Here is a 21,632-nt window from a genome sequence, read left to right as displayed (position 1 = left end):
CATTTACTTTTTCAAGTCTTTCAAAAATTGCATCGGCGTTTTTCCAAATTCATTTTTGAAGGCTTTGGTAAAATACGATTGTGTCTGAATTCCTACATTATACATTACTTCGGCAATAGGCATATTTTGTTGGGTCATTAGCTGTACCGCTTTTTTTAATCTAATACTTCTGATAAAATCACCAATCGCTTGCCCTGTTAGCTCTTTTACTTTAGTATACAATTTTGTACGACTCATTCCCATTTCTGCGCAGATATAATCTATATTCATTTCTGGATTACTCAGATGTGCTTCAATCATTTGAATCAACTCTGTAAGAAATGCTTTATCTTTTTGAGAATGTGCCAACTCTACAATCTCCGTAAGTTGGTCGTTACCATACTTCTCTTTTAATTTTTGTTTCTGTATAAAGATATTTTTAATAGTCAGTTCTAATAATTCTATGCTCAATGGCTTTGAAAAATAAAAATCTGCTCCCGACTCCACCCCTTCTATTTTTGATTCTGTAGCATCTTTGGCCGTAAGCATCAAGAATGGGATATGGCTAATCTCATCGTCGTCTTTCACTTTCTTACAAAACAGATTCCCATTCATTACTGGCATCATTACATCGCTAATAATCAAGTCGGGGAAAGACTCTTTTGCTTTTTCATATCCTAGTTGTCCATTAATAGCCTCTAAAATATGATAATTTTTATGAAGAGCTTCTTTTAAAAATGTTCGTAATTCATCATTATCGTCAACTACCAAAATGGTGGGCTTGGCTAATGATTCTGTAGCTTTTAAGGATTTTTTTTCAGCAATTTCTTCGTTGATAGGAATATCTACTTCATATTTTGAAGAGATACTTTCTAGCTTAATCAAAATATCTTTGTGTTTTATCCATCGCTCTTTTTCAGTATAATCCTCTCTTTTACAAGGTATTCCGATAATAATTTCACTACCTTTTTCTTTTTCACTATATACCCAAATGCTTCCTTTATGAAGTTTCGTAAGGCTTTTCACAAAAGCCAAACCAATACCTGAACCCAGATGGGCCTCCGTAGTTTTATAATATCGTTCAAATAAATTAGGCATTGATTCCTTAGAGATACCTATTCCATCATCTGACACCCTGATATATAGATAGCTCGAACCTTTGTATTCATGCGGTATTAATAGCTCATTGGTATATTTAGGTTGATAATTTTCAAGCGACTCCATTACCTCTAAGGTGATGTGTTTGCCATTAGCAATATATTTAAAGGCATTACTGAGAAGGTTAATGATTATTTTCTCAAGAATCTGACGGTCGAACCATGTTTCATCCAATTGATTATTTTGAAAAACTTCAAAAGTAATTTTCTTTTCGTTTGCCAAATCACTGAATTCTTCTGAAATCTCTTTTAGAAAAGTATTTACATTTCCTTCCATTACATTCAATTTCAATACGCCTGATTCTACTTTCCTAAAGTCCATTAACTCGTTGATAAGGCTAATTAAGCGATTGGCATTTCGGTACATTAAATCATAATAAGGATGAGCTGGCGAAGTAGGAAACTCTCTTTTTAGTTTTTCCAAAGGGCCCAATATCAGGGATAAGGGTGTACGAAATTCATGAGAAATATTGGTAAAAAACTGTAGTTGTTCTTGGTGAATTTCCTCTTTTTTCTGTTCCTCTAATTGTTGGATTTCAAGCGTTCTTTTAAAATTATAGAAGGCTGCTATTCCACTTAAAATAGACAAAGCTACTAATGTTTTAAACCACCATGTAGCCCAAAAAGGAGGCGTAATATTTACCTCAATAGTATAACCTTTTTCATTCCAAACACCATCATTGTTTGTTGCCTTAATATGAAAGGTGTAATCTCCGGGACTTACATTTGTATAAGAGGCTTTTTTCTCATTATTTACATAAATCCAATCCTTATCCCAGTTTTCTAATTTATAGGCATATTGATTGTTTTCGGAAGCTGTATAATTGAGGGCTGCAAAACCAAAAGAAAAAGTTGATTGTTTGTAACTAAGGTCAATTGATTGAGCAAAACTAATATCTTGTTTCAAAGGAGAATCTTCGCCGATATCTACTTTTTTATTGAATAGCTGAAAATCAGTAATATAAACAGGCGGTGTAAAAGTATTCGTGGTAATTTTATGCGGATAAAATGTATTGAATCCATTCACTCCTCCAAAAAACACTTGTCCATCTTTGGTCATCAAAGAGGCATTTGCTTCAAATTCTAGTCCTTGTAATCCGTCGGCAGTATTATATTTCTTTATGCTCATCATTTGTGGATTGAGCTTTGTAATACCATTAGAAGTAGCAATCCACAAATTCCCTTCATCATCTTCTACGATTCCCTTGATAAACTCTGTATCAAGGTTTGCCTTTGAAGTAAAAATAGAGAAAGTATTCTGTTGCTCGTTGAAAAGGTAAAGACCCATTTGTCCTACCCAAACTCTCCCTCTTTTATCCGTAAAAATGACTCTCAAATCTGGCTTTTTACTATCATTATTAAAATAATGTGTAAAAGTCTGCGTGGCAGTATTCAAGCAATTCAAGCCCGCATCATCAGTTCCAATCCAGATATTACCTTTCTTATCTTCGTTGATGGAAATGATATTATTCCCTTGTAATTGTGACTGGTTATTTTTCCCATAGATAACCCTAGTAAATTTGCTTGTTTTATGGTCAAAAAGATTTAAGCCTCCATAATAAGTAGCAATCCATAAGTTTTGTTTACTATCTTCAAATATTGTCTGAATGTAGTTTGAACTAACACTATTTTTATCGGCTGGATTATTCAAAAAACGACTGAAAGTGTTCGTTGCACGATTATATAAGCTTAATCCCCCACCCCAAGTTGCTACCCATAAGTTCCCCTTTGTATCTTCATTAATATCTAATACTTCATTAGAGCCAATCGTATTTTTATGGAAAGGACTGTATTTAAAATGTTTGAACGATTTGTCTTTTCGATTAAATAAATTCAAGCCCCCACCATCTGTCCCAATCCAAATATTACCTAAACGGTCTTCACAAAAAGCTTTCACATCATTATAACTCAAGCTATTGATGTTTGGCTCTTGCCGGAACAAAGTAAATTTTTCGGTTTTGGGCATGTATAAATTAATCCCCCCACGGTGCGTACCGACCCAAAGATTTCCTTGATTATCTTCAAAAAGGGCAGAAACTGTTCGCTGCGAAAGACTATTAGGGTCTTCGGGACGATATTGATAGTTTAAAAAACTCCCTGAAACTGGATCAAAAAGATTCAAACCTCCATTAATACAACCTACCCAAATATTTTTTTTATCATCTATCAAAATCGCTTTGACTAAATTATTGGCAAGTGATTTCGCTTGAGTTTCCTGATGACTATATTGTTTGATTGTACCTAGTTGATGATTATAGATAATCAAGCCATTTCCATTAGTTCCTATCAAAAGATTGCCCTGTTTGTCTTCATTAATACAATTGACTGCATATCCTTTTAGCGAAAAGCTAAGATTAGCAAAAGCATCTATTTTTCGGAAAGTCCCATTGTGGGTATCAAAAAGTTGAATGCCACTTTCTGTTCCCACCCAAAGGTTATGACTACTATCTTCAAACAAGCAATTGATATGGTTATCATTAAGAGAAATATCAACATTTTGCTTTTTGCGATAAGCGATAAAGTTTCCATCAGAAGATTGTAAAAGATTTATTCCCCCACGCGTGCAAATCCATAGCCTTCCTTTACTATCATTTTTAATGCACGTAATATAATTATCAGTAATGCTTCGTGGTTTCTGAGGATTGTGTTTAAATCTGGTAAAGGTATTCTTTCGTTCATTAAAACGGTTCAATCCGTTAATTGTACCTACCCATAAAGTCTTGTTTTTGTCTTCGTGAATGTAAGTAATGTAATTATCACTTATGCTTTTTTCGTCATTTGGATTATTCTTAAAAACTACGATTTGATTGCCATCATACCTATTCAATCCGTCTCTGGTACCAAACCACATAAAACCGCGACTATCTTGATAAATAGTTTCGATAGTGCTATTCGATAGCCCTTGTTCATTGGTAATATGTTTAAATTTTAAACTTGGAATTTGCGCGTAAGTCAAAAAGCCTAAACGCCAAAAAATGAATAGGGAAGTCAATGATAAAATAACGTTACGCTGATTGAATTGATGCATTAATACTGTGTCTTAATTATATAATATTTAATCTAAAATAAATCATTTTTTAGCTAGAACGCCTAATTCTCCAAAATTAGAACAATAGCACCAAAATTATGATTGCTGAGATAAAAGTATGCATAATATCCTCTCTAATTTTGACTTTTAAAATAATTAATAGTATTTTATTTATATCGAAAAAATTAAGATGAGAAAAAAATTATTGTACTATGTCTTGGCTATCATTAGTATATTAACCAGTATTAATGCCTCTGCACAAGATAGAATGATAACAGGGCGAGTAGTAGAGTCATCCGAATCGGCCTTACCTGGTGTAACGATAACTGTTAAGAATAAAAAGACAGCAGCCATTACAGACGGCAAGGGGGAATTTAAAATAATGGCATCTGTTGGGGATATCTTGATTTTTAATTCCGTTGGTTTTACTAAACTTGAATCGACTGTCGGAGCCGCCACCGTAATGAATATTGTGCTGGTTCCTGCTACTACAGCTTTAGACGAAGTGGTAGTAGTTGGTTATGGAACTTCAAGGAAAAAAGATTTAACAGGTGCTGTTACCACCATCACTTCCAAAGATTTCCAAACAGGAGCAATCACTACACCCGAACAATTGATTTCGGGGAAAGTTCCTGGGGTCTCTATCATTTCAAACAGCGGTCAGCCAGGGGCTGGAAGTACCATCAGAATCCGTGGTGGGTCGTCATTGAGTGCTAGTAATAACCCTTTAATTGTTATTGATGGTGTTCCTTTAGAAGGGGAAGGCGGAATCGCTGGGGCATCTAATCCACTTAGCTTTATCAATCCAAATGATATTGAAACATTCACGGTACTGAAAGATGCATCGGCATCGGCCATTTATGGTACAAGGGCATCAAATGGGGTAATCATCATTACCACCAAAAAAGGAAAAAGTGGTGCTTTAAGGGTGAATTTCTCTTCGGTAAATTCAACTTCAAATATTACTAAACAAGTAAGTGTATTGAGTGCCGACCAATTTCGTGCAATCGTAAATGAAAAAGGAACAGATGCTCAAAAAGCAATGCTTGGCAAGGCAAATACTAATTGGCAAGATGCTATTTACCAAACAGCCTTTATGACTGATAATAACCTAAGCCTTGGGGGCGAGGTAGCAAAATTGCCTTATCGTATTTCTTTGGGTTTCCAGAACCAAACGGGGGGTTTGAAAACAGATAAGTTACAAAGAACATCTTTATCCATAGCTTTGAATCCTACTTTCTTTGAAAACCACCTTAAAGTAGATATTAGTCTTAAGGGAAGTATGCAAAAGGCAAGATTTGCGGCTACTGGTGCGATTGGTTCAGCGATTAGTTTCGACCCTACTCAACCTGTATATGCCACGGAGAATCCGCAAAGATTTGGAGGATACTTTGAATGGTTAGACAGAACCAGTGCTACAGGCTTAGTTAATTTAGCAGGTAGAAATCCTTTGGGACAATTAGAACAGCGTTTTGATGAAAGCACTCCCCAGAGAAGCATTGGCAATATTCAGTTAGATTATAAATTCCACTTCTTACCTGAATTGAGAGCCAATTTAAACTTAGGCTATGATGTATCAAAAGGTGCAGGAACGGTTTATGTTACAGACAGTGCCGCTATTGGTTATGTAGCCAATGGTGCAGGCGGAACAAACAACACGTATAAACAAACAAAGCAAAATACGCTTTTGGAGTTTTATCTGAATTATGCCAAAGAATTGAAAGATATCAGAAGCAAGTTTGATATCATGGCGGGATATTCGTTCAATAATTATAAAACGACGAACTACAATTATGCTAGTTATAATGCTCGTGGTGTAAAATATCCAAATACCGACCCAGCTTTTCCTTTTGATACGCCAGAAAACACGTTGATTTCTTTCTTCGGTCGTGCGAATTACTCCTTGAATGACCGTTACTTCTTAACGGCTACACTTCGTCGTGACGGCTCTTCTCGCTTCGCTCCTGCTAACAGATGGGGACTTTTCCCTTCTATTGCATTGGCTTGGAACATCAAGGATGAAACTTTCTTAGCTAGCAGTAAAGTGATTTCAACCCTTAAAATAAGAACTAGTTACGGGATAACTGGTCAGCAAGATGGTATCGGAAATTATGACTATTATTCCTATTTTGCCTTGAGTTCTGCGAATGCTTCTTATCAGTTTGGTGATACTTTCTATCAGGGTTATCGCCCAGGTGGCTTCTATAGCAACCGTAAATGGGAAGAAACAGCTTCTAAAAACATCGCTTTAGACTATGGTTTATTTGATAACCGAGTAAAAGGTAGTGTTGATTTTTATGTAAAAAATACGAAAGACCTACTCAATAATATTCCACAACCAGCAGGGGCCAACTTTACAGCATTTATTGTAGCCAATGTAGGGTCGATGGAAAACAAAGGCGTAGAGTTTAGTATTAACACACAAATCATTAGAAAAAACAACCTCACTTGGAACCTTGATTTCAATGCTACTTACAACCAAAATACCATCACTAACCTGACAGTAGTACCACAAGACAAAAACTATCCTGGCTTTCCATCGGGTGGTATTGCAGGCGGTATTGGCGGACAGTTTGCCTTTATCAATGCTGTTGGTTATAGCAAAAGTACTTTCAATTTATACAAGCAGGTATATGACGAAAATGGAAAACCTGTAGAGGGTGTATTTGTAGATAAAAATGGCGATGGCATTATCAATCAAGATGACCTTTACAAAGGCAAAAGTGCTGTTCCAAAAGTATTCTTGGGACTTAGTAGCTCTGTTAATTACAAAAAATGGAATCTGGGCTTTGTAATGCGTGCTTCGTTTGATAATTATGTTTATAATAACAACTTTAGTCAAAGTGGCGTGTTGAGTCAGATTACAGGGAATAGCGTACTTTATAATGCATCGAGCAATTATTTAGATACGCAGTTCAAAGGGAATAGTCAACAATTATTGAGTGATTATTATATTCAAAATGCTTCGTTTATAAGAATGGATAATGCCAATTTGAGTTATGATTTAGGTAAATTCTTGAAAAATAGTACTGCTAATTTACGCATCAATGCCAGCGTACAGAATGTCTTTGTCATCACTAAATATAAAGGTTTAGACCCTGAAGTTGCTTCTGGTATCGACAACAGTTTGTATCCTCGTCCACGTACCATTGCTTTAGGCTTGAATCTTGACTTTTAATAAAATTCGACAGAAAAAATGAAAATAAAATATTTAAAAATAGCCATATCAAGCCTAATTATTTCTATTACAAGTGCTTGTACTGATAAGTTAGATTTATTACCGACCAATGATATTACTGCTGAAACGGTTTATAAAACACCCCTTGGGTATAAACAAGCGTTGGCAAAAGTATATTCAGCCTTTGCCTTGACAGGTAATACAGGAGGTACTGGAAGCCCCGATATTCCATCACAGATTATTTCTGACGAAGGAAACTCAGATTTCCTTCGATTATACTGGAATTTGCAAGAACTTACTACCGACGAAGCCTCATGGACTTGGCAAAATGATGCAGGTGTAAAAGGATTAAAAGAAATGAGCTGGTCGGCTATCAATCCTATTATCAATGGTATTTATTACCGTGCGTTCTTCCAAATTACCCTTTGTAATGATTTCATTCGCCAGTCGTCTGATGCCAATTTGAGTAAAAGAGGTATCACAGGAACAGATGCCGAAAACATCAGAAAATACAGAGCAGAAGCCCGTTTTATCCGTGCTTATCAGTATTGGGCTTTGATGGATTTGTTTGGGAATCCTCCATTTGTGACAGAAAATGACGCTGTAGGTGCTATTCTTCCAAAACAGATTCAGCGTAAGGATTTGTTTACTTATATCGAAACAGAATTAAAAGCGATTGAAAACGATTTAGTAGCTCCTGGTCAAAACGAATACCCACGTGCTGAAAAATCTGCCGCTTGGGCATTATTAGCGCGTTTGTATTTGAATGCAGAAGTATATGCAGGCACAGCCAAATACACGGAGGCTATTACTTATTGTAATAAAATAAAAGCTGCGTCCTTCTCATTACATCCAAATTATCGTGAATTGACTTTGGCAGACAATCATTTGAATACCACTGAAAACATTTTCATGATTGCCTACGATGCTACTAACACCCAAAACTGGGGCGGAACTACTTATCTAGCACACGGTCCTGCTGCTGTACCAGGTGATATTTCTGGAACGAGTGGTAACTGGGGTGGACTTCGTCATACACAAAATTTTGTTGATTTATTTACTGATGAAACGGGTAATACAGACCAAAGAGCACAGTTTTATACCGTAGGACAAAATCGTTTGATGGCGGAACTGTACAAAGGTACTGATGGCTATTCGTCGAATAAATATCGTAACAAAACACGTACAGGTGCCAAAGCCCCTCATGCAGACCCTGCTGGAAACTGGACAGACATTGACTTTCCATTGTTTAGGTTAGGCGAAATCAACTTGACTTATGCAGAAGCCGTATTAAGAGGTGGAACAGGTGGTGATGTAGCAACTGCTTTGACTTATATTAACCAATTGCGTACTAGAGCTTATGGTGGAAAAACCACTGGCAATATTACAGCTGGTCAATTAACGCTCAATTTTATCTTAGATGAAAGAGGTAGAGAATTGTACTATGAGGCTCATCGTAGAACAGATTTAATCAGGTATAAAAAATTCACGACTGGTGCTTATTTATGGGCTTGGAAAGGCGGCATTGCTAATGGAAGATCTGTAGAGGATAAGTACAATCTTTTCCCGATACCCTCAAATGACCTATCATCCAACCCAAATCTGGTACAGAATCAAGGTTATTAATGATTTAAGAAAATAGAGACTATCATGAAAAATATATTCAGAATACTATTAATAAGCCTCATAAGTATTGGTGTTTTTTCTTGTGAAAACAATGAAATAAAAACCGTTATGAGTAGTAAGGGTGAAGCATCTGTGCTAAGTTCTTCTAAAACAAGTTATGTGCTTACACCAGCAACAGCCAACGATTCTGCTGTAGCATTTACTTGGAATCGTGCCAATTATGGATTTCAGGCTGCTGTACGCTATACCTTACAAATTGCCAAGGCAGGCACTAATTTTACGGCACCGAAAGAAATTAGTTTGGGCAACACAGTACAGTTAAAATATACTACTGCTGATTTTAATCAGTTAGCCATCATCATGGGGCTAAAGCCTAATGCTGTTGGTCAGTTAGAATTAAGGGTGAAATCTTATATTTCAGATGCTGTAGCAGATATATATTCTAATGTTTTATCTGTTTCAGTGACCCCTTATTTAGTCGTAATTAATTATCCATCGCTTTGGGTAGCAGGCGACTTTCAAGGATGGGACCCAGCATCAGCACCAAAAATTTCTTCAAGAAATGCTAATGGTATTTATGAAGGCTATGTTAATATTGTTGGTGGAACACATCAATTCAAATATACAAGTCAGCCTGATTGGAATGGTACAAATTATGGTTGGGTAAGCAGTACTACCACAGGTAGCGATGTAGCAGGTACCTTTAGTAGTAGCGGTGGCAATTTGTTTGTGCCAGAAGACGGTTATTATCTCTTGAAAGGAAACACTAACAGTAATACTTGGAGTGGTACTAAAACTACGTGGGGAATCATTGGTGATGCCGCAGCAAATGGTTGGGCAGACGACGTGAAAATGACTTACGATGCTGCAAAAAATGTTTGGAAAGTAACCACAGTCCTAAAAGCGGGAGGATTGAAATTTAGAGCAAATAGTGCATGGGCTATTAATATGGGCGATACGGGTGCAGATTTAAGTTTAGAATACGATGGAGACAATATCGTTATTCCAGCGAGCTTAGCGGGAACTCGCACCATTACACTAGACCTAAAAGCAGGCAATTATACTTACACAATTGAATAAAATAACATGAATAAATTAATTAATTTTCTTTTTTGTTCTCTTTTGTTGTTATCATGTAGCAATACAAGTAATAACGAAGTGATTGAGCCAGTGAAAGAAACGCCAACTTCTGGTTTTGCAAAAGGTGCTGATGTAAGCTGGGTGACAGAAATGGAGGCCACTGGAGTAAAGTTTTATAATACTTCGGGACAAGCGATGGAATGTATGGCCCTGATGAAATCATTGGGCATGAATTCTATTCGCCTAAGAGTTTGGGTAAATCCTTCGCCAGCCTACAATAATACTCCTGATGTGGTTGCCAAAGCCATCCGTGCTAAAAACTTGGGCTTACGCATCATGATTGATTTTCATTATAGTGATAATTGGGCTGACCCAGGTAAACAAACCAAACCAGCTGCTTGGGCTAATTTGGATTTGGAAGGACTAAAGTCTGCTATCGGAAAACATACTACCGACGTATTAACTGAGCTAAAGAAAAATGGGATTACACCTGAGTGGGTACAAGTAGGTAACGAAACGAATGACGGTATGTTATGGCCGACAGGAAGAGCATCTACTAACATGAGTGCTTTTGCCCAAATGATTAACGCTGGCTATGATGGTGTAAAATCTGTTTTTCCAGAAGCAAAAGTTATCGTCCATATTTCTAATGGTTACGACAATCAACTTTTCAGATGGATGTTTGATGGCCTAAAAGCTAATGGCGCAAAATATGATGTTATCGGGATGTCTCTTTATCCTACTTATGCACCAGATTATGCTGCTGCTGGATGGGCAAAAGTTAATCAACAATGTTTGACTAACATGAACGATATGATAAGTCGCTACAATAAAGAAGTAATGATTGTAGAGGTAGGAATGCCTTGGGATGGCGCAGCGGCATGCAAGCTGTTCCTAAGTGACATTATCACTAAAACAAAATCAATCAGTAATTCAAAAGGATTAGGTGTACTTTATTGGGAACCTCAAGCGCATAACAATTGGGTTGGTTACACGCTAGGTGCTTTTGATAATTCAGGCAAACCTACTATTGCGATGGATGCTTTTTTACCTTAATAAATAGTAAAAATGATTTTTTTGGTTGAAAATCAATTGAGATAGGTAACTATAATGCCTATTGATGCTTTTTTATTTAAATTTCCTCTGTGTAAATACAGAGGAAATTTTTAACTATTCTTACTGTTTTAATAATTATGCAAAATCACAAATACTTTTTGTTAACAGGATTCCTCCTGTTATTTACTATTGTATCATTTTCACAGGCTACACAAAGGCAACGAATCAATTTTGATAATGATTGGAAATTTCATTTAGGACATACCTCAAATCCTGAAAAAGACTTTAATTATGGTATTACCAAGGTTTTTGTAAAATCTGGTAGTGCCGAAAATTCTGCGATTGATGCTCGTTTTAAAGATAGCACTTGGGCGAAAATCAATCTTCCGCACGACTGGGCTGTTGAATTACCTTTTGCCAAATCGGAGGATTTGAACGTAGAAGCTCACGGTTTTAAGCCTGTCGGTGGTTTATTCCCAGAAACAAGCGTAGGTTGGTATAGAAAACACTTCAAAGTAGCTCCTTCTGACTCTGGAAGTCGTTTCCAAATCCAGTTTGATGGTATTTTTAGAGATGCTAACATCTGGATAAATGGCTTTTACTTGGGCAATAATAAAAGTGGTTATCTAGGAGTCGCTTATGATATTACTGATTTTATTAATTTCAAACGTGAAAATGTAATTGTTGTGCGGGCTGATGCTTCACAATATGAAGGTTGGTTTTATGAGGGTGCAGGTATCTATCGCCACGTTTGGTTAAATAAATATTCCAACTTACATATCAACACTGATGGCATTTTTGCTCATGCTAAGATACAAGATAATAAAGCAATCATTCATGTAGAAACCAGTGTAAGCAATGAAAACTTCTCTCCTACTAACTATACGTTGACATCTTATTTAATTGATAGGTCTGGGAAAATGATAGGAAAGTCTATCGACCAACCTTTATCTCAACCTTCTCTTGAAGAAAAAACAACTAAACAGAGTTTTACTATCAGCAATCCACATCTGTGGACTTTAGAAGACCCTTACTTACATAGAGTAGTCGTAGAACTTAAAGCCAACGGACAACTCATAGATAAACAAAGCTTTAAATTTGGCATAAGGACTATTGAGGTAAAAAATAATGGCGTATTTCTGAATGGAAAATATGTAAAAATATTGGGTACAAACAATCACCAAGACTATGCAGGAATTGGTAGTGCATTGCCCGATTATTTACAATATTATCGCATTAGTTTGCTCAAAAATATGGGTTCGAATGCCTATCGAACCAGTCACCATGCTCCTACTCCAGAATTATTAGAAGCTTGTGATAGTTTAGGGATGTTAGTCATGGATGAACAACGCTTATTAAATAGCGGAACAGAATACATGACGCAGTTTGAACGGCTTTTAAAACGTGACCGAAATCATGCTTCCATTTTTATGTGGAGTATCGGTAACGAAGAAGGTGGTATCCAGACCAATACATTTGGTAAAAGAATAGCCTTATCGCTCATTGAAAAGCAGAAACAATTAGACCCTACGCGTACTTCTACCTATGCTGCCGATTTAGCCAATGTGTATCGTGGTGTGAACGAAGTGATTCCCGTAAGAGGTTTCAATTATCGTCAGTTTGCTGTAGAAGACTATCATAAAGCACATCCAACACAACCTATTCTTGGTACTGAAATGGGTAGTACTGTAACAACCAGAGGAATTTATGAAACAGATTCTATCAGAGGTTATTTACCTGACCAAGATATTACTGCTCCGTGGTGGGCAAGTAAAGCAGAAGAATGGTGGAAATTATCAGCTACCAATGATTTTTGGCTAGGTGGTTTTATCTGGACAGGCTTTGATTACCGTGGCGAACCTACTCCTTTTCGTTGGCCTAATGTCAATTCTCATTTTGGCGTAATGGACGTTTGCGGTTTCCCAAAAAACATTTATTACTATTACCAAAGTTGGTGGACGGATAAAGATATTCTGCATATATCTCCTCATTGGAATTGGTTAGGCAAAAATGGCAAACCGATTGATGTTTGGGTTAATAGCAATGCTGATAATGTAGAATTATTTTTAAATGGAAAAAGCTTGGGCAAAAAAGATATGCCTAGAAATGGTCACCTTCAATGGTCGGTGAACTATGCCCCAGGAAAATTAGAAGCAGTAGCTTACAAAAATAATAAACAGCTAACCACCAAAGTAGAAACCACCGGCAGACCTACCGAAGTAGTGGTGACTCCTTATAAAACCACTACTTTGGCCGATGGTAAAGATGTAAGCATTATTAATATCAGTGTAGTGGATAAAGAAGGTCGAGAAGTACCCGATGCTGATAATATGATACGATTCTCGTTGAAAGGTGATGCTAAAATCATTGGTGTGAGCAATGGTGACCCAAGTAGCCATGAACCAGACAAATGTATTGATGGCGCTTGGCAAAGAGCTTTATTCAATGGCAAATGTCAGGTAATTGTACAAGCGGGGACAAATCCCGATTTGATTAAATTTGAAGCTACAGCAGCAGGTTTATTTACAGGTTCAACTGATATTGTAACGATTTCTCCTGAAAAAGTAGCCAAAATTACGATTGATAAAACCTACGAATTGAAAGGAGAAGCAGCCAAAAATCGTTCGGTTGATAAAATGATTGGCGCTGACATTTCATTCTTACCAGAACTAGAGGCTAGAAATGTGAAGTTTTCTGACAATGGCGTGGAAAAAGATGCTATCCAGATTCTGAAAGAACATGGCTTCAATTATATCCGCTTGCGTATTTTTAATAATCCTGCCAATGCCAATGGGTATTCTCCTAACAAAGGTTTTTGCGATTTAGAACATACTAAACTAATGGCAAAAAGAGTAAAAGCTGCTGGCTTGAAGCTCTTACTTGATTTCCATTATAGCGATTATTGGGCAGACCCAGGTAAACAAAATAAGCCTGCTGCTTGGGACAATTTACAATTTGCTGAAATCAAAAAATCATTGTTTGATTATACCAAACAAGTAATGCAGGAATTGAAAGACCAAGGGACTGTTCCTGATATGGTACAAATTGGTAATGAAGTTAACCATGGGATTGTGTGGCCTGATGGGAATGTGCAAAACCCTGACGAATTGGCACAGTTGTTAAATGCAGGCACCGCCGCAGTGAAAGCTGTTGATACCAATGTAGTAATGATGCTTCATGTAGCCTTAGGTGGTCAAAATCACGAATCAGTTAATTTTATTGATGGGATGTTGGCAAGAGGAGTGCATTTTGATGTCATAGGCGAATCATATTATCCTAAATGGCATGGTACTACGGATGATTTAAGAGATAATTTAAGTAATCTTATCCAACGATATAACAAAGACGTTATCGTGGTAGAATATTCGCAGTTGAAAGAAGATGTCAATGCGATTGCTTTTAATTTACCCAACGGAAAAGGGAAAGGTACTTGTATTTGGGAGCCTTTAAATACTTGGGAATCAATCTTCCAAAAGGATGGTAAGTCAAATCAACTATTGGGCGTTTATGATAAACTGTCAAAGCAGTTTTTAGTAAAGTAAAATGATTGCTCAAGACCTTCTCTCTGATTAGAGAGAAGGTCTTGAGTTTATCAGCAAAGATATTTCTTGATTAGCTAATCAAACGAGCAAAGTGGTTTTCCAAGTGGTTTCTCATACCGTTTCTGAATAATTCGGGCGAGCCATTTTCCAGAATGTCAACCAAACCTTTGTGTGACACAAACTTCTTCATTTGAACCTCTTTTTTTAGGAGTCCACTATTATGGACATAATCAAAAATAGGCAAAAGCATACTTTGAAATGTCTTCATTGTTTTGTTCCCTGTTATCTCATACAGTTTTCCATGAAACTGAATTTCATGGTCGATATTAAATAGATGTGTTTCGCTTGAGGCAGGTTCATTTTTCACAATTTCCTTCAATTCTTCAATATCTTTAGGTGTTATTTTTTGAAAAATAAAATCAGCCATTCCTATCTCTAATACCAGCCTGATTTCAAAGATTTCTTTCAAAGTCTCTTCATCAAGAATATGGGGATTCATGCTTTTACCCATAATTCCAAAAATATCTGGACTTGTAATCACAGAACCTTTTTTCTTTTTCGATTCTATCATCCCCATTGTTCGCAATCGGGTTATTGCCTCTCGAATGACAGTCCTGCTTACTCCTAGTAGTTCTACCAGCTCTATTTCTTTAGGGATTACATCCCCCACTTTCAGTTTCCTACTTTGTAATAATTCAACCAGGTTGGCTTCTACTTTATCTACCAATGAACTGCTGTCAACGGTAGTAAAGTTATTATTATTAATAGCATCTTTAATCATATTATGTATAACTTATTTTCGGTAAAAGTAAGATTTTTATTTGATTTTACTATCTATTATATCTTTTTTGATTATAAAATGCCTTAAATAGGCAATCAAGCACTTTTATAGATAATAGCATTGAATACTACAAAAATACACGTAAATAATGCTTAATTATTACAAAACTGTAATTATTTACTTATTTTTGAGTATTAAGTATTACATATTTACTAGTCTTGTCGGAAAGAATAAGTAATTAATAGGTCATAAAAGCTAGTATTTATTACTATTTTATGATTAAATGTAAAATTTTTTGATTTTTATTTGGAATATGTCAGATATAACTTCTACATTTGTTATGTCATACATAATACATTAAAACTATCTTCCATTATGAAAAATATTTATCTGAAAATTTGCTTAGTAACAGCTTGTTTTCTCTTTGCATTAACGACATGGGGACAAACAAGAAAAATTATCGGAAAAGTTACCGCTAATGATACGGGCGAAGAACTTCCTGGAGTATCAATCATTATAAAAGGAAAAACAGTAGGAACCATTACCAACGAAAAAGGAGATTTTACGCTAGCTGTTGATGAAGGGGATATCCTTGTAGTAAGTTATGTTGGTTATCTTAAAGAAGAAATCAACATTAGTAAATCTCCTACTATTGCTATCAAACTTAAAAACGATATTACTGCCCTCGGTGAAGTTGTTGTGGTAGGATATGGAACACAATCAAGAAGGAATATCACTAGCTCGATTGGTAAAATTGATAAAGACATCTTGGCTAATAGCCCCAGAGCCAACGTAGGAACAGCCTTGCAAGGGTCATTAGCAGGTTTGCAGGTAGTAAATCGCTCAGGTACCCCTGGAGCAGCTCCTTCAATTTTATTACGTGGTGGAGCATCAATCAACACGCCAGGCTCTCCGTTGGTAGTTGTTGATGGGGTTATTAGAGCCTTGAATGATATTGCTCCCGACGATATTGAGTCTATTGAATTGTTGAAAGATGCAGCATCTACTGCTATTTATGGCGCAAGAGCCAACAATGGTGTGATTCTTATCACGACCAAACAAGGAAAAGCAGGGACTGCTAGAGTAAGCTATAAATTTACCACGGGTTTTAATAAAAACAGAGAAGGTTACAAATACATGAATGCTAGAGACTATATTTATTATAACAGGCTCGGCAATTTGAATTCTGGAAGAACCCTCGCTCAGGTTAATTCATCTCGTGGATATGGTTTGTTGACTGATGCCGCTAATTTGGCGTTGTTTGATATCAGAGTAAACAATGCAGCTAACGCTGGTTTATTATCACAAGGATGGCAAGCGATGGACGACCCTTATGGAGGCTCAATTTTATACAAAGACCACAGTGGAGAAATAGAAAATCTTGTTTTTAGAAATACTACTACACAAGACCATTACCTAAGTGTTGAGGGTGGTAACGATAAAGGAAAATACTTTGCTAGTTTTGACCATTATAACGAAGATGGTGTCATTGTAGGCTCTGATTACAAACGCTATACAGGGAACATCAATGGTTCTTACAGAGTGAAACCTAATTTGGAAATAACCACAGGCGCAACTTTCTCAACGTCTTCACAGAATGGTACCTTGGCCTCAGAATCAAACGTACTTTATAGAAGTTTAGCTATTTGGCCAACGATGAATCCTTGGTTAGATTCTCTAAAAACAATGCCCAACCCTGGTAATAGCATTAGTGATGGAAATCCGTTGTATTGGTTACAGAAAACAAAAAGAAATAGCGAAGTCAATCGAATTACAGTAAATGCTTCTGCCAAATATGATATTGCTAAAGATTTATATGTAAAGGTCAGCGGTAATGCCTATTTATTCGAATCACTTAATCAATCTTTTAATTTAGCGACCCAGACGTATACTAACTTATACACCAATCCTCCGTCGTTTAACAATGCTACTCGTGCATCTACTGCATTATTTTCAAGGTCGGTACAACAGCAATATAATGCCATTATCAATTATCAAAAGGCTATCGCAGATTTACATCACATTAATGCAATGTTAGGTGCTGAGGTATTCGGTCAGAAAAGTTTTGAAATGCAAGTAAGTGGTCAGAATGCACCAACTGATGATATTGAGACAGCTAATGCGTCTACGACTTTTGCTGCAGGAAGTAATTATTCTTTCAGAGATGAATACAAAATTTTATCTCAATTTGGTCGCTTAAATTATGATTTTGATGAACGTTATTTACTTAGCTTAGTAATAAGACGTGACGGAGTTTCGAGCTTAGCAGACGAAAACCGTTATGGTATTTTCCCTGGTATGTCGGCAGGATGGAATCTTCATAAAGAAAAGTTCTTTCAAGAAAGCTTTTTAAACAATTATGTCAGTGCATTGAAACCAAGATTTAGTTATGGCTTCAATGGTAATGTAGCGGGTATTGGTAACTACGAAGTACAAGGCGTATATGGTTCTCAGGGTAATTATAATGGTAGTCTTGGTTTTTTGAGCACCAACATTATTAATTCAGGACTAAGATGGGAAAAAAGCAAAACACTAGATGTAGGATTAGATATTTCTTTGCTAAAAAATAGATTGAACATTTTATTCGATTATTACGATAGAAGAACCAGCGACTTATTGACCAATTTAACTTTGCCTAGTTATGTAGGATACAGCTCAGTAAGAACTAACTTAGGTACTTTTCAGAACAAAGGTATAGAGGTAACCGTTAATGCAACGATTCTTAAAAATCCTAATGGATTGAGTTGGAATCTAGGTGGAAACGTTTCGTTTACGAGCAATAAGATTCTTCAATTACCCTACAATGGCAACGAGAACAATCGTCAGGGCGGTTTACAAATCTATGACCCTACACAAGGTAAAGTAGTGTGGGTAGGTGGCTTGCAGGAAGGACAACCTTTGGGCGCTATTTACGGATTCAAACAGGTATCAATTTTCAAAAATGAGGAAGAAATCGCTGAAATTGCCGCTAATAGAGTGGATAATATTGCAGGAATTGGCGGTCCTTCTACCTCAATGGCGAACAAAATCACACCGGGTGATGTAAACTGGCTAGATGTAGATAAAAACGATATTATTGATTCAAGAGACCAAGTATATTTAGGAAACATTACGCCTAATATTACAGGTGGTTTTACCTCTAATATCTCGTTCAAAGGGCTTTCACTCTTCACTCGATTCGATTTTGCATTAGGACATACCATTTATAACGACTTGGTAGCCCGTACCTTAGGGAATTATCAAGGAACATTCAATTACATTGAATTACAAAAAGAAGCATGGTCGCCCACGAATACCGATACCAATATTCCAAAGGTATATTATGCTGACCAAGTGGGAGCGCCAGCTGGTAAAAAGAACTATACAAGGGCTAATAATGGCGGACAGGTACTCAACGGGAATAATTCGCAATTCTATGAAAAAGGCGATTATTTAGCTTGCAGAGAAATTACCGTTTCTTATGATTTGTCAAAATACAGACTCTTAACCAAGTGGTTTTCTCAAGCACGCGTTTACGCTAACTTCAACAACCTATTTTATATCACCAAATTTAGCGGACCATCTCCTGAACCTCCAACAGGTGGCATTTATGCAGGTACATATCCAACACCCAAATCTGTAGTTTTAGGTGTTCAGGTTTCATTTTAATTATTAAAAAATACTTTCATGAAAAATATCATTAAAGCAATATATACATGTTTAGGTATCTGTTTGATGCTTACTTCGTGCAACACTAACCTTGACTTAACCCCTGTTAGTAGTATAAGTGACGCCAACTATTGGAAAACTGCCGACCAGTTTGATGCCTTCGTTTCGGGGATTCATGTGCGTTTTAGAAGTCATAATGCCAATTTTCAGGCTTTAGGAGAATTACGTTCTGACATATTTGGTACAGAAGCCAATAGTCCGAGTACTTTTACTGGCGAAGCCACCCAAGGCTTGGAAAGAATGTGGCTACAAACGTTGGATTTAGATAATACAGGCGTAAGTAATTTTGGAGGGTTTTATAGCAATATCGTTCAAATCAATTTATTGATACATAAACTAAATACTACCAATATTGTTACGAGTGCAACCAAAGGATACTATTTAGGAATTGCCCATGGATTAAGAGCCTATTATTACTTTCACCTTTTGAGGTCATGGGGCAATGTGGTAATTCAGACAGACCCTATTTTATCCATCGACATCTCTAATCTTGCCAAAGCGGCCTCGCCTGAAGCCGAAGTAATGAGTTTGATTAAAGCTGACCTTGAAAAATCTGAGAGCAATTTTGGGAGTAATTATACCTTCAGAAATAGTAAATCATATTGGTCAAAAGCGGCTACCTTGATGCTTAAAGCTGAAGTATCTCTTTGGAATAGTTATCGTGGGGGTGGTACAGTAGATGCTACCACAGCTTTGAATGCCTTGAATGATATCAAAACGAATATTCCAAGCTTAACCCTATTACCTAGTTATAGTTCAGTTTTTGCTTCGGCTAACAAAGGAAACAACGAAATTATTTTTGCCATACGCTACGTACTCAATGAAGCTAGTATGACTTTTATTGCGGGTAGCTTTGTGCCACAATCAGGACTTATTGCAAACTTCTACGACCTAAATGGTTCGAGACAATTTAATGTGACAACCGACAACTGGGGTGGATTACTCCGTGCTCCTATCCGCATAGCAACTTACCAAAAGTTTGATGATGCTGATACTCGAAAACTAGCATCTATCCAACCAGCTTTCAGCAAAAAAGGTACAGGTTTTGAACTTGTAGGCTGTTTTACCAATAAATATCAAGGTGAACAAAATGCAGGGTCTAGAGCTTTTACAAACGATTATCCAATCTATCGCTATGCCGACTTATTATTAATGATGGCCGAAGCAAAAGTGATTTTAGGACAAAGTCCTGCCACAGAAATAAACCTTGTGAGGGCTCGTGCTTTTGGGACTCAGTACAACGATAAAAAATATGGCTTTCCTAACCAAGCGAAAGATGTTAGCCCTATTAATGCCATTTTGGACGAACGATTATTTGAATTCATTTTTGAAGGCAAACGCTGGTATGATTTACGCAGAGTAGGCAACAATTATGTGTTTGCTAATACGACTGTACTATCTAGCGAAGTCTATAAATTATTATGGCCAGTTGATAGAAACTCCCTGACAAACAATAGGTCATTAATACAAACACCTGGTTATCCAGCATTTTAATAATTTCTATAGAGCAAGTAACATTACTTGCTCTATACTACTGAATCTCATTAAATTAAATAGTAAAAAATATGAAAAACTCGCATCTCACAGGACTTATTGCTGCACCTTTTACACCCATGCATGCCGATGGAACACTTAATGTATCTGTTATCCCTCAGTATTATCAAATGCTAAAATCTAATGGTGTTACAGGAGCATTTATTTGCGGTTCTACAGGCGAAGGAGTATCTATGACGCAGCAAGAAAAAAGAGTTGTTGCTGAAGCATGGGCAAATTGTACAAGGGATGATGCAGACTTTAAGGTAATGATGTTTTTAGGAGGCACTAGTATTACTGATTGCAAGGAATTGGCTATCCATGCCAAAGGGATTGGGCTATATGCTATTTCTTTTACAGCTCCTTTTTACTTTAAACCTGCTACCGTTGAAGTACTTGCCAATGCTTGTTTAGAGGTAGCTTCTGTGGTACCAGATATGCCATTGTATTACTATCATATTCCTGTATTAACAGGCGTAAATTTTGCGATGTATGATTTATTAAAAGCCATAGATGGACGAATTCCTAATTTTGCAGGCATCAAATATACTCATGAAGATTTCATGGACTATCAATCTTGTTTGACATATTGTGATGGAAAATATGATATGCTGTGGGGGCGGGATGAAAATATGTTATCAGCTTGGGCATTAGGAGCCAAAGGAGCCGTAGGGAGTACTTTTAATTATGCCGCACCACTGTATCATCAATTAATACAGGCTTTTGAAGATGGCGAGCTAGATTTATCTCGTAAACACCAGATGACATCTATTGAGATGATTCGCTTATTAGGTAAATATGGTGGAATTTCTACGGGTAAGGCATACATGAAAATGATTGGGATAGACTGTGGTAAATTTAGAACTCCCGTTAGGAATATGAGCAATGAGCAATTTGAAGATTTTAGAAAGGATGTAAATTCATTGAATTTCTCCTTATTTTGCTCTAAATCTATCTAAAACAT

10 protein-coding genes are annotated in these 21,632 nt (G+C 36.6%); 8 read left to right on the top strand and 2 right to left on the bottom strand.

Translation table 11 applies throughout. From position 1 onward, the window contains the following. Nucleotides 1–3: 3 nt before the first annotated feature. Nucleotides 4–4,128, bottom strand: coding sequence for a hybrid sensor histidine kinase/response regulator transcription factor (locus AC07N0_RS18460; protein WP_494590416.1), 4,125 nt, complete (start codon nucleotides 4,126–4,128; stop codon nucleotides 4–6). Between the two features lie 226 nt (nucleotides 4,129–4,354). On the opposite strand from AC07N0_RS18460, the gene AC07N0_RS18455 reads away from it, so the two are divergent. From AC07N0_RS18455 to galA, 5 genes are all read left to right on the top strand, one after another. Continuing rightward, nucleotides 4,355–7,342 (top strand): SusC/RagA family TonB-linked outer membrane protein, encoded by a 2,988-nt coding sequence (locus AC07N0_RS18455; protein ID WP_494590415.1) that lies wholly within the window; start codon nucleotides 4,355–4,357, stop codon nucleotides 7,340–7,342. Between the two features lie 18 nt (nucleotides 7,343–7,360). Further along, nucleotides 7,361–8,968, top strand: coding sequence for a RagB/SusD family nutrient uptake outer membrane protein (locus AC07N0_RS18450; RefSeq protein ID WP_494590414.1), 1,608 nt, complete (start codon nucleotides 7,361–7,363; stop codon nucleotides 8,966–8,968). Between the two features lie 24 nt (nucleotides 8,969–8,992). Continuing rightward, nucleotides 8,993–10,048 (top strand): SusE domain-containing protein, encoded by a 1,056-nt coding sequence (locus AC07N0_RS18445; protein ID WP_494590413.1) that lies wholly within the window; start codon nucleotides 8,993–8,995, stop codon nucleotides 10,046–10,048. A 6-nt stretch (nucleotides 10,049–10,054) separates the two neighbouring features. Next, nucleotides 10,055–11,104, top strand: a complete 1,050-nt coding sequence (locus AC07N0_RS18440) for a glycoside hydrolase family 53 protein (RefSeq protein ID WP_494590412.1) — start codon at nucleotides 10,055–10,057, stop codon at nucleotides 11,102–11,104. 137 nt (nucleotides 11,105–11,241) lie between these two features. Further along, nucleotides 11,242–14,646, top strand: a complete 3,405-nt coding sequence (gene galA / locus AC07N0_RS18435; protein WP_494590411.1) for a beta-galactosidase GalA — start codon at nucleotides 11,242–11,244, stop codon at nucleotides 14,644–14,646. 70 nt (nucleotides 14,647–14,716) lie between these two features. Here the strand turns inward: galA and AC07N0_RS18430 are convergent, their stop codons facing one another. Then, nucleotides 14,717–15,427, bottom strand: a complete 711-nt coding sequence (locus tag AC07N0_RS18430; RefSeq protein ID WP_494590409.1) for a FadR/GntR family transcriptional regulator — start codon at nucleotides 15,425–15,427, stop codon at nucleotides 14,717–14,719. 375 nt (nucleotides 15,428–15,802) lie between these two features. Between AC07N0_RS18430 and AC07N0_RS18425 the strand changes: the two genes are divergently transcribed. The 3 genes from AC07N0_RS18425 (at nucleotide 15,803) to AC07N0_RS18415 (ending at nucleotide 21,627) form a co-directional block, all read left to right on the top strand. Further along, nucleotides 15,803–19,075 carry a SusC/RagA family TonB-linked outer membrane protein gene (locus AC07N0_RS18425; protein ID WP_494590408.1) on the top strand — a complete coding sequence of 1,091 codons (3,273 nt, stop codon included), beginning with the start codon at nucleotides 15,803–15,805 and terminating at the stop codon, nucleotides 19,073–19,075. Nucleotides 19,076–19,093: 18 nt separating this feature from the next. After that, entirely contained in the window at nucleotides 19,094–20,629 is a 1,536-nt protein-coding gene (gene nanU / locus AC07N0_RS18420) for a SusD family outer membrane lipoprotein NanU (protein WP_494590407.1), read from the top strand. 71 nt (nucleotides 20,630–20,700) lie between these two features. After that, entirely contained in the window at nucleotides 20,701–21,627 is a 927-nt protein-coding gene (locus AC07N0_RS18415; protein ID WP_494590406.1) for a dihydrodipicolinate synthase family protein, read from the top strand. Nucleotides 21,628–21,632 lie beyond the last annotated feature (5 nt).

Source organism: Arcicella sp. GW821-FHT09D11 (genome assembly GCF_059416265.1).
Note: the sequence above shows the minus strand (reverse complement) of the source record. Positions and strands in the feature narration are given on the sequence as shown.

Coding starts and splice junctions, on each gene's coding strand:
- AC07N0_RS18455 (WP_494590415.1), top strand. CDS start 4,355: ATGAGAAAAAAATTATTGTACTATGTCTTGGCTATCATTAGTATATTA.
- AC07N0_RS18450 (WP_494590414.1), top strand. CDS start 7,361: ATGAAAATAAAATATTTAAAAATAGCCATATCAAGCCTAATTATTTCT.
- AC07N0_RS18445 (WP_494590413.1), top strand. CDS start 8,993: ATGAAAAATATATTCAGAATACTATTAATAAGCCTCATAAGTATTGGT.
- AC07N0_RS18440 (WP_494590412.1), top strand. CDS start 10,055: ATGAATAAATTAATTAATTTTCTTTTTTGTTCTCTTTTGTTGTTATCA.
- galA (WP_494590411.1), top strand. CDS start 11,242: ATGCAAAATCACAAATACTTTTTGTTAACAGGATTCCTCCTGTTATTT.
- AC07N0_RS18430 (WP_494590409.1), bottom strand. CDS start 15,427: ATGATTAAAGATGCTATTAATAATAATAACTTTACTACCGTTGACAGC.
- AC07N0_RS18425 (WP_494590408.1), top strand. CDS start 15,803: ATGAAAAATATTTATCTGAAAATTTGCTTAGTAACAGCTTGTTTTCTC.
- nanU (WP_494590407.1), top strand. CDS start 19,094: ATGAAAAATATCATTAAAGCAATATATACATGTTTAGGTATCTGTTTG.
- AC07N0_RS18415 (WP_494590406.1), top strand. CDS start 20,701: ATGAAAAACTCGCATCTCACAGGACTTATTGCTGCACCTTTTACACCC.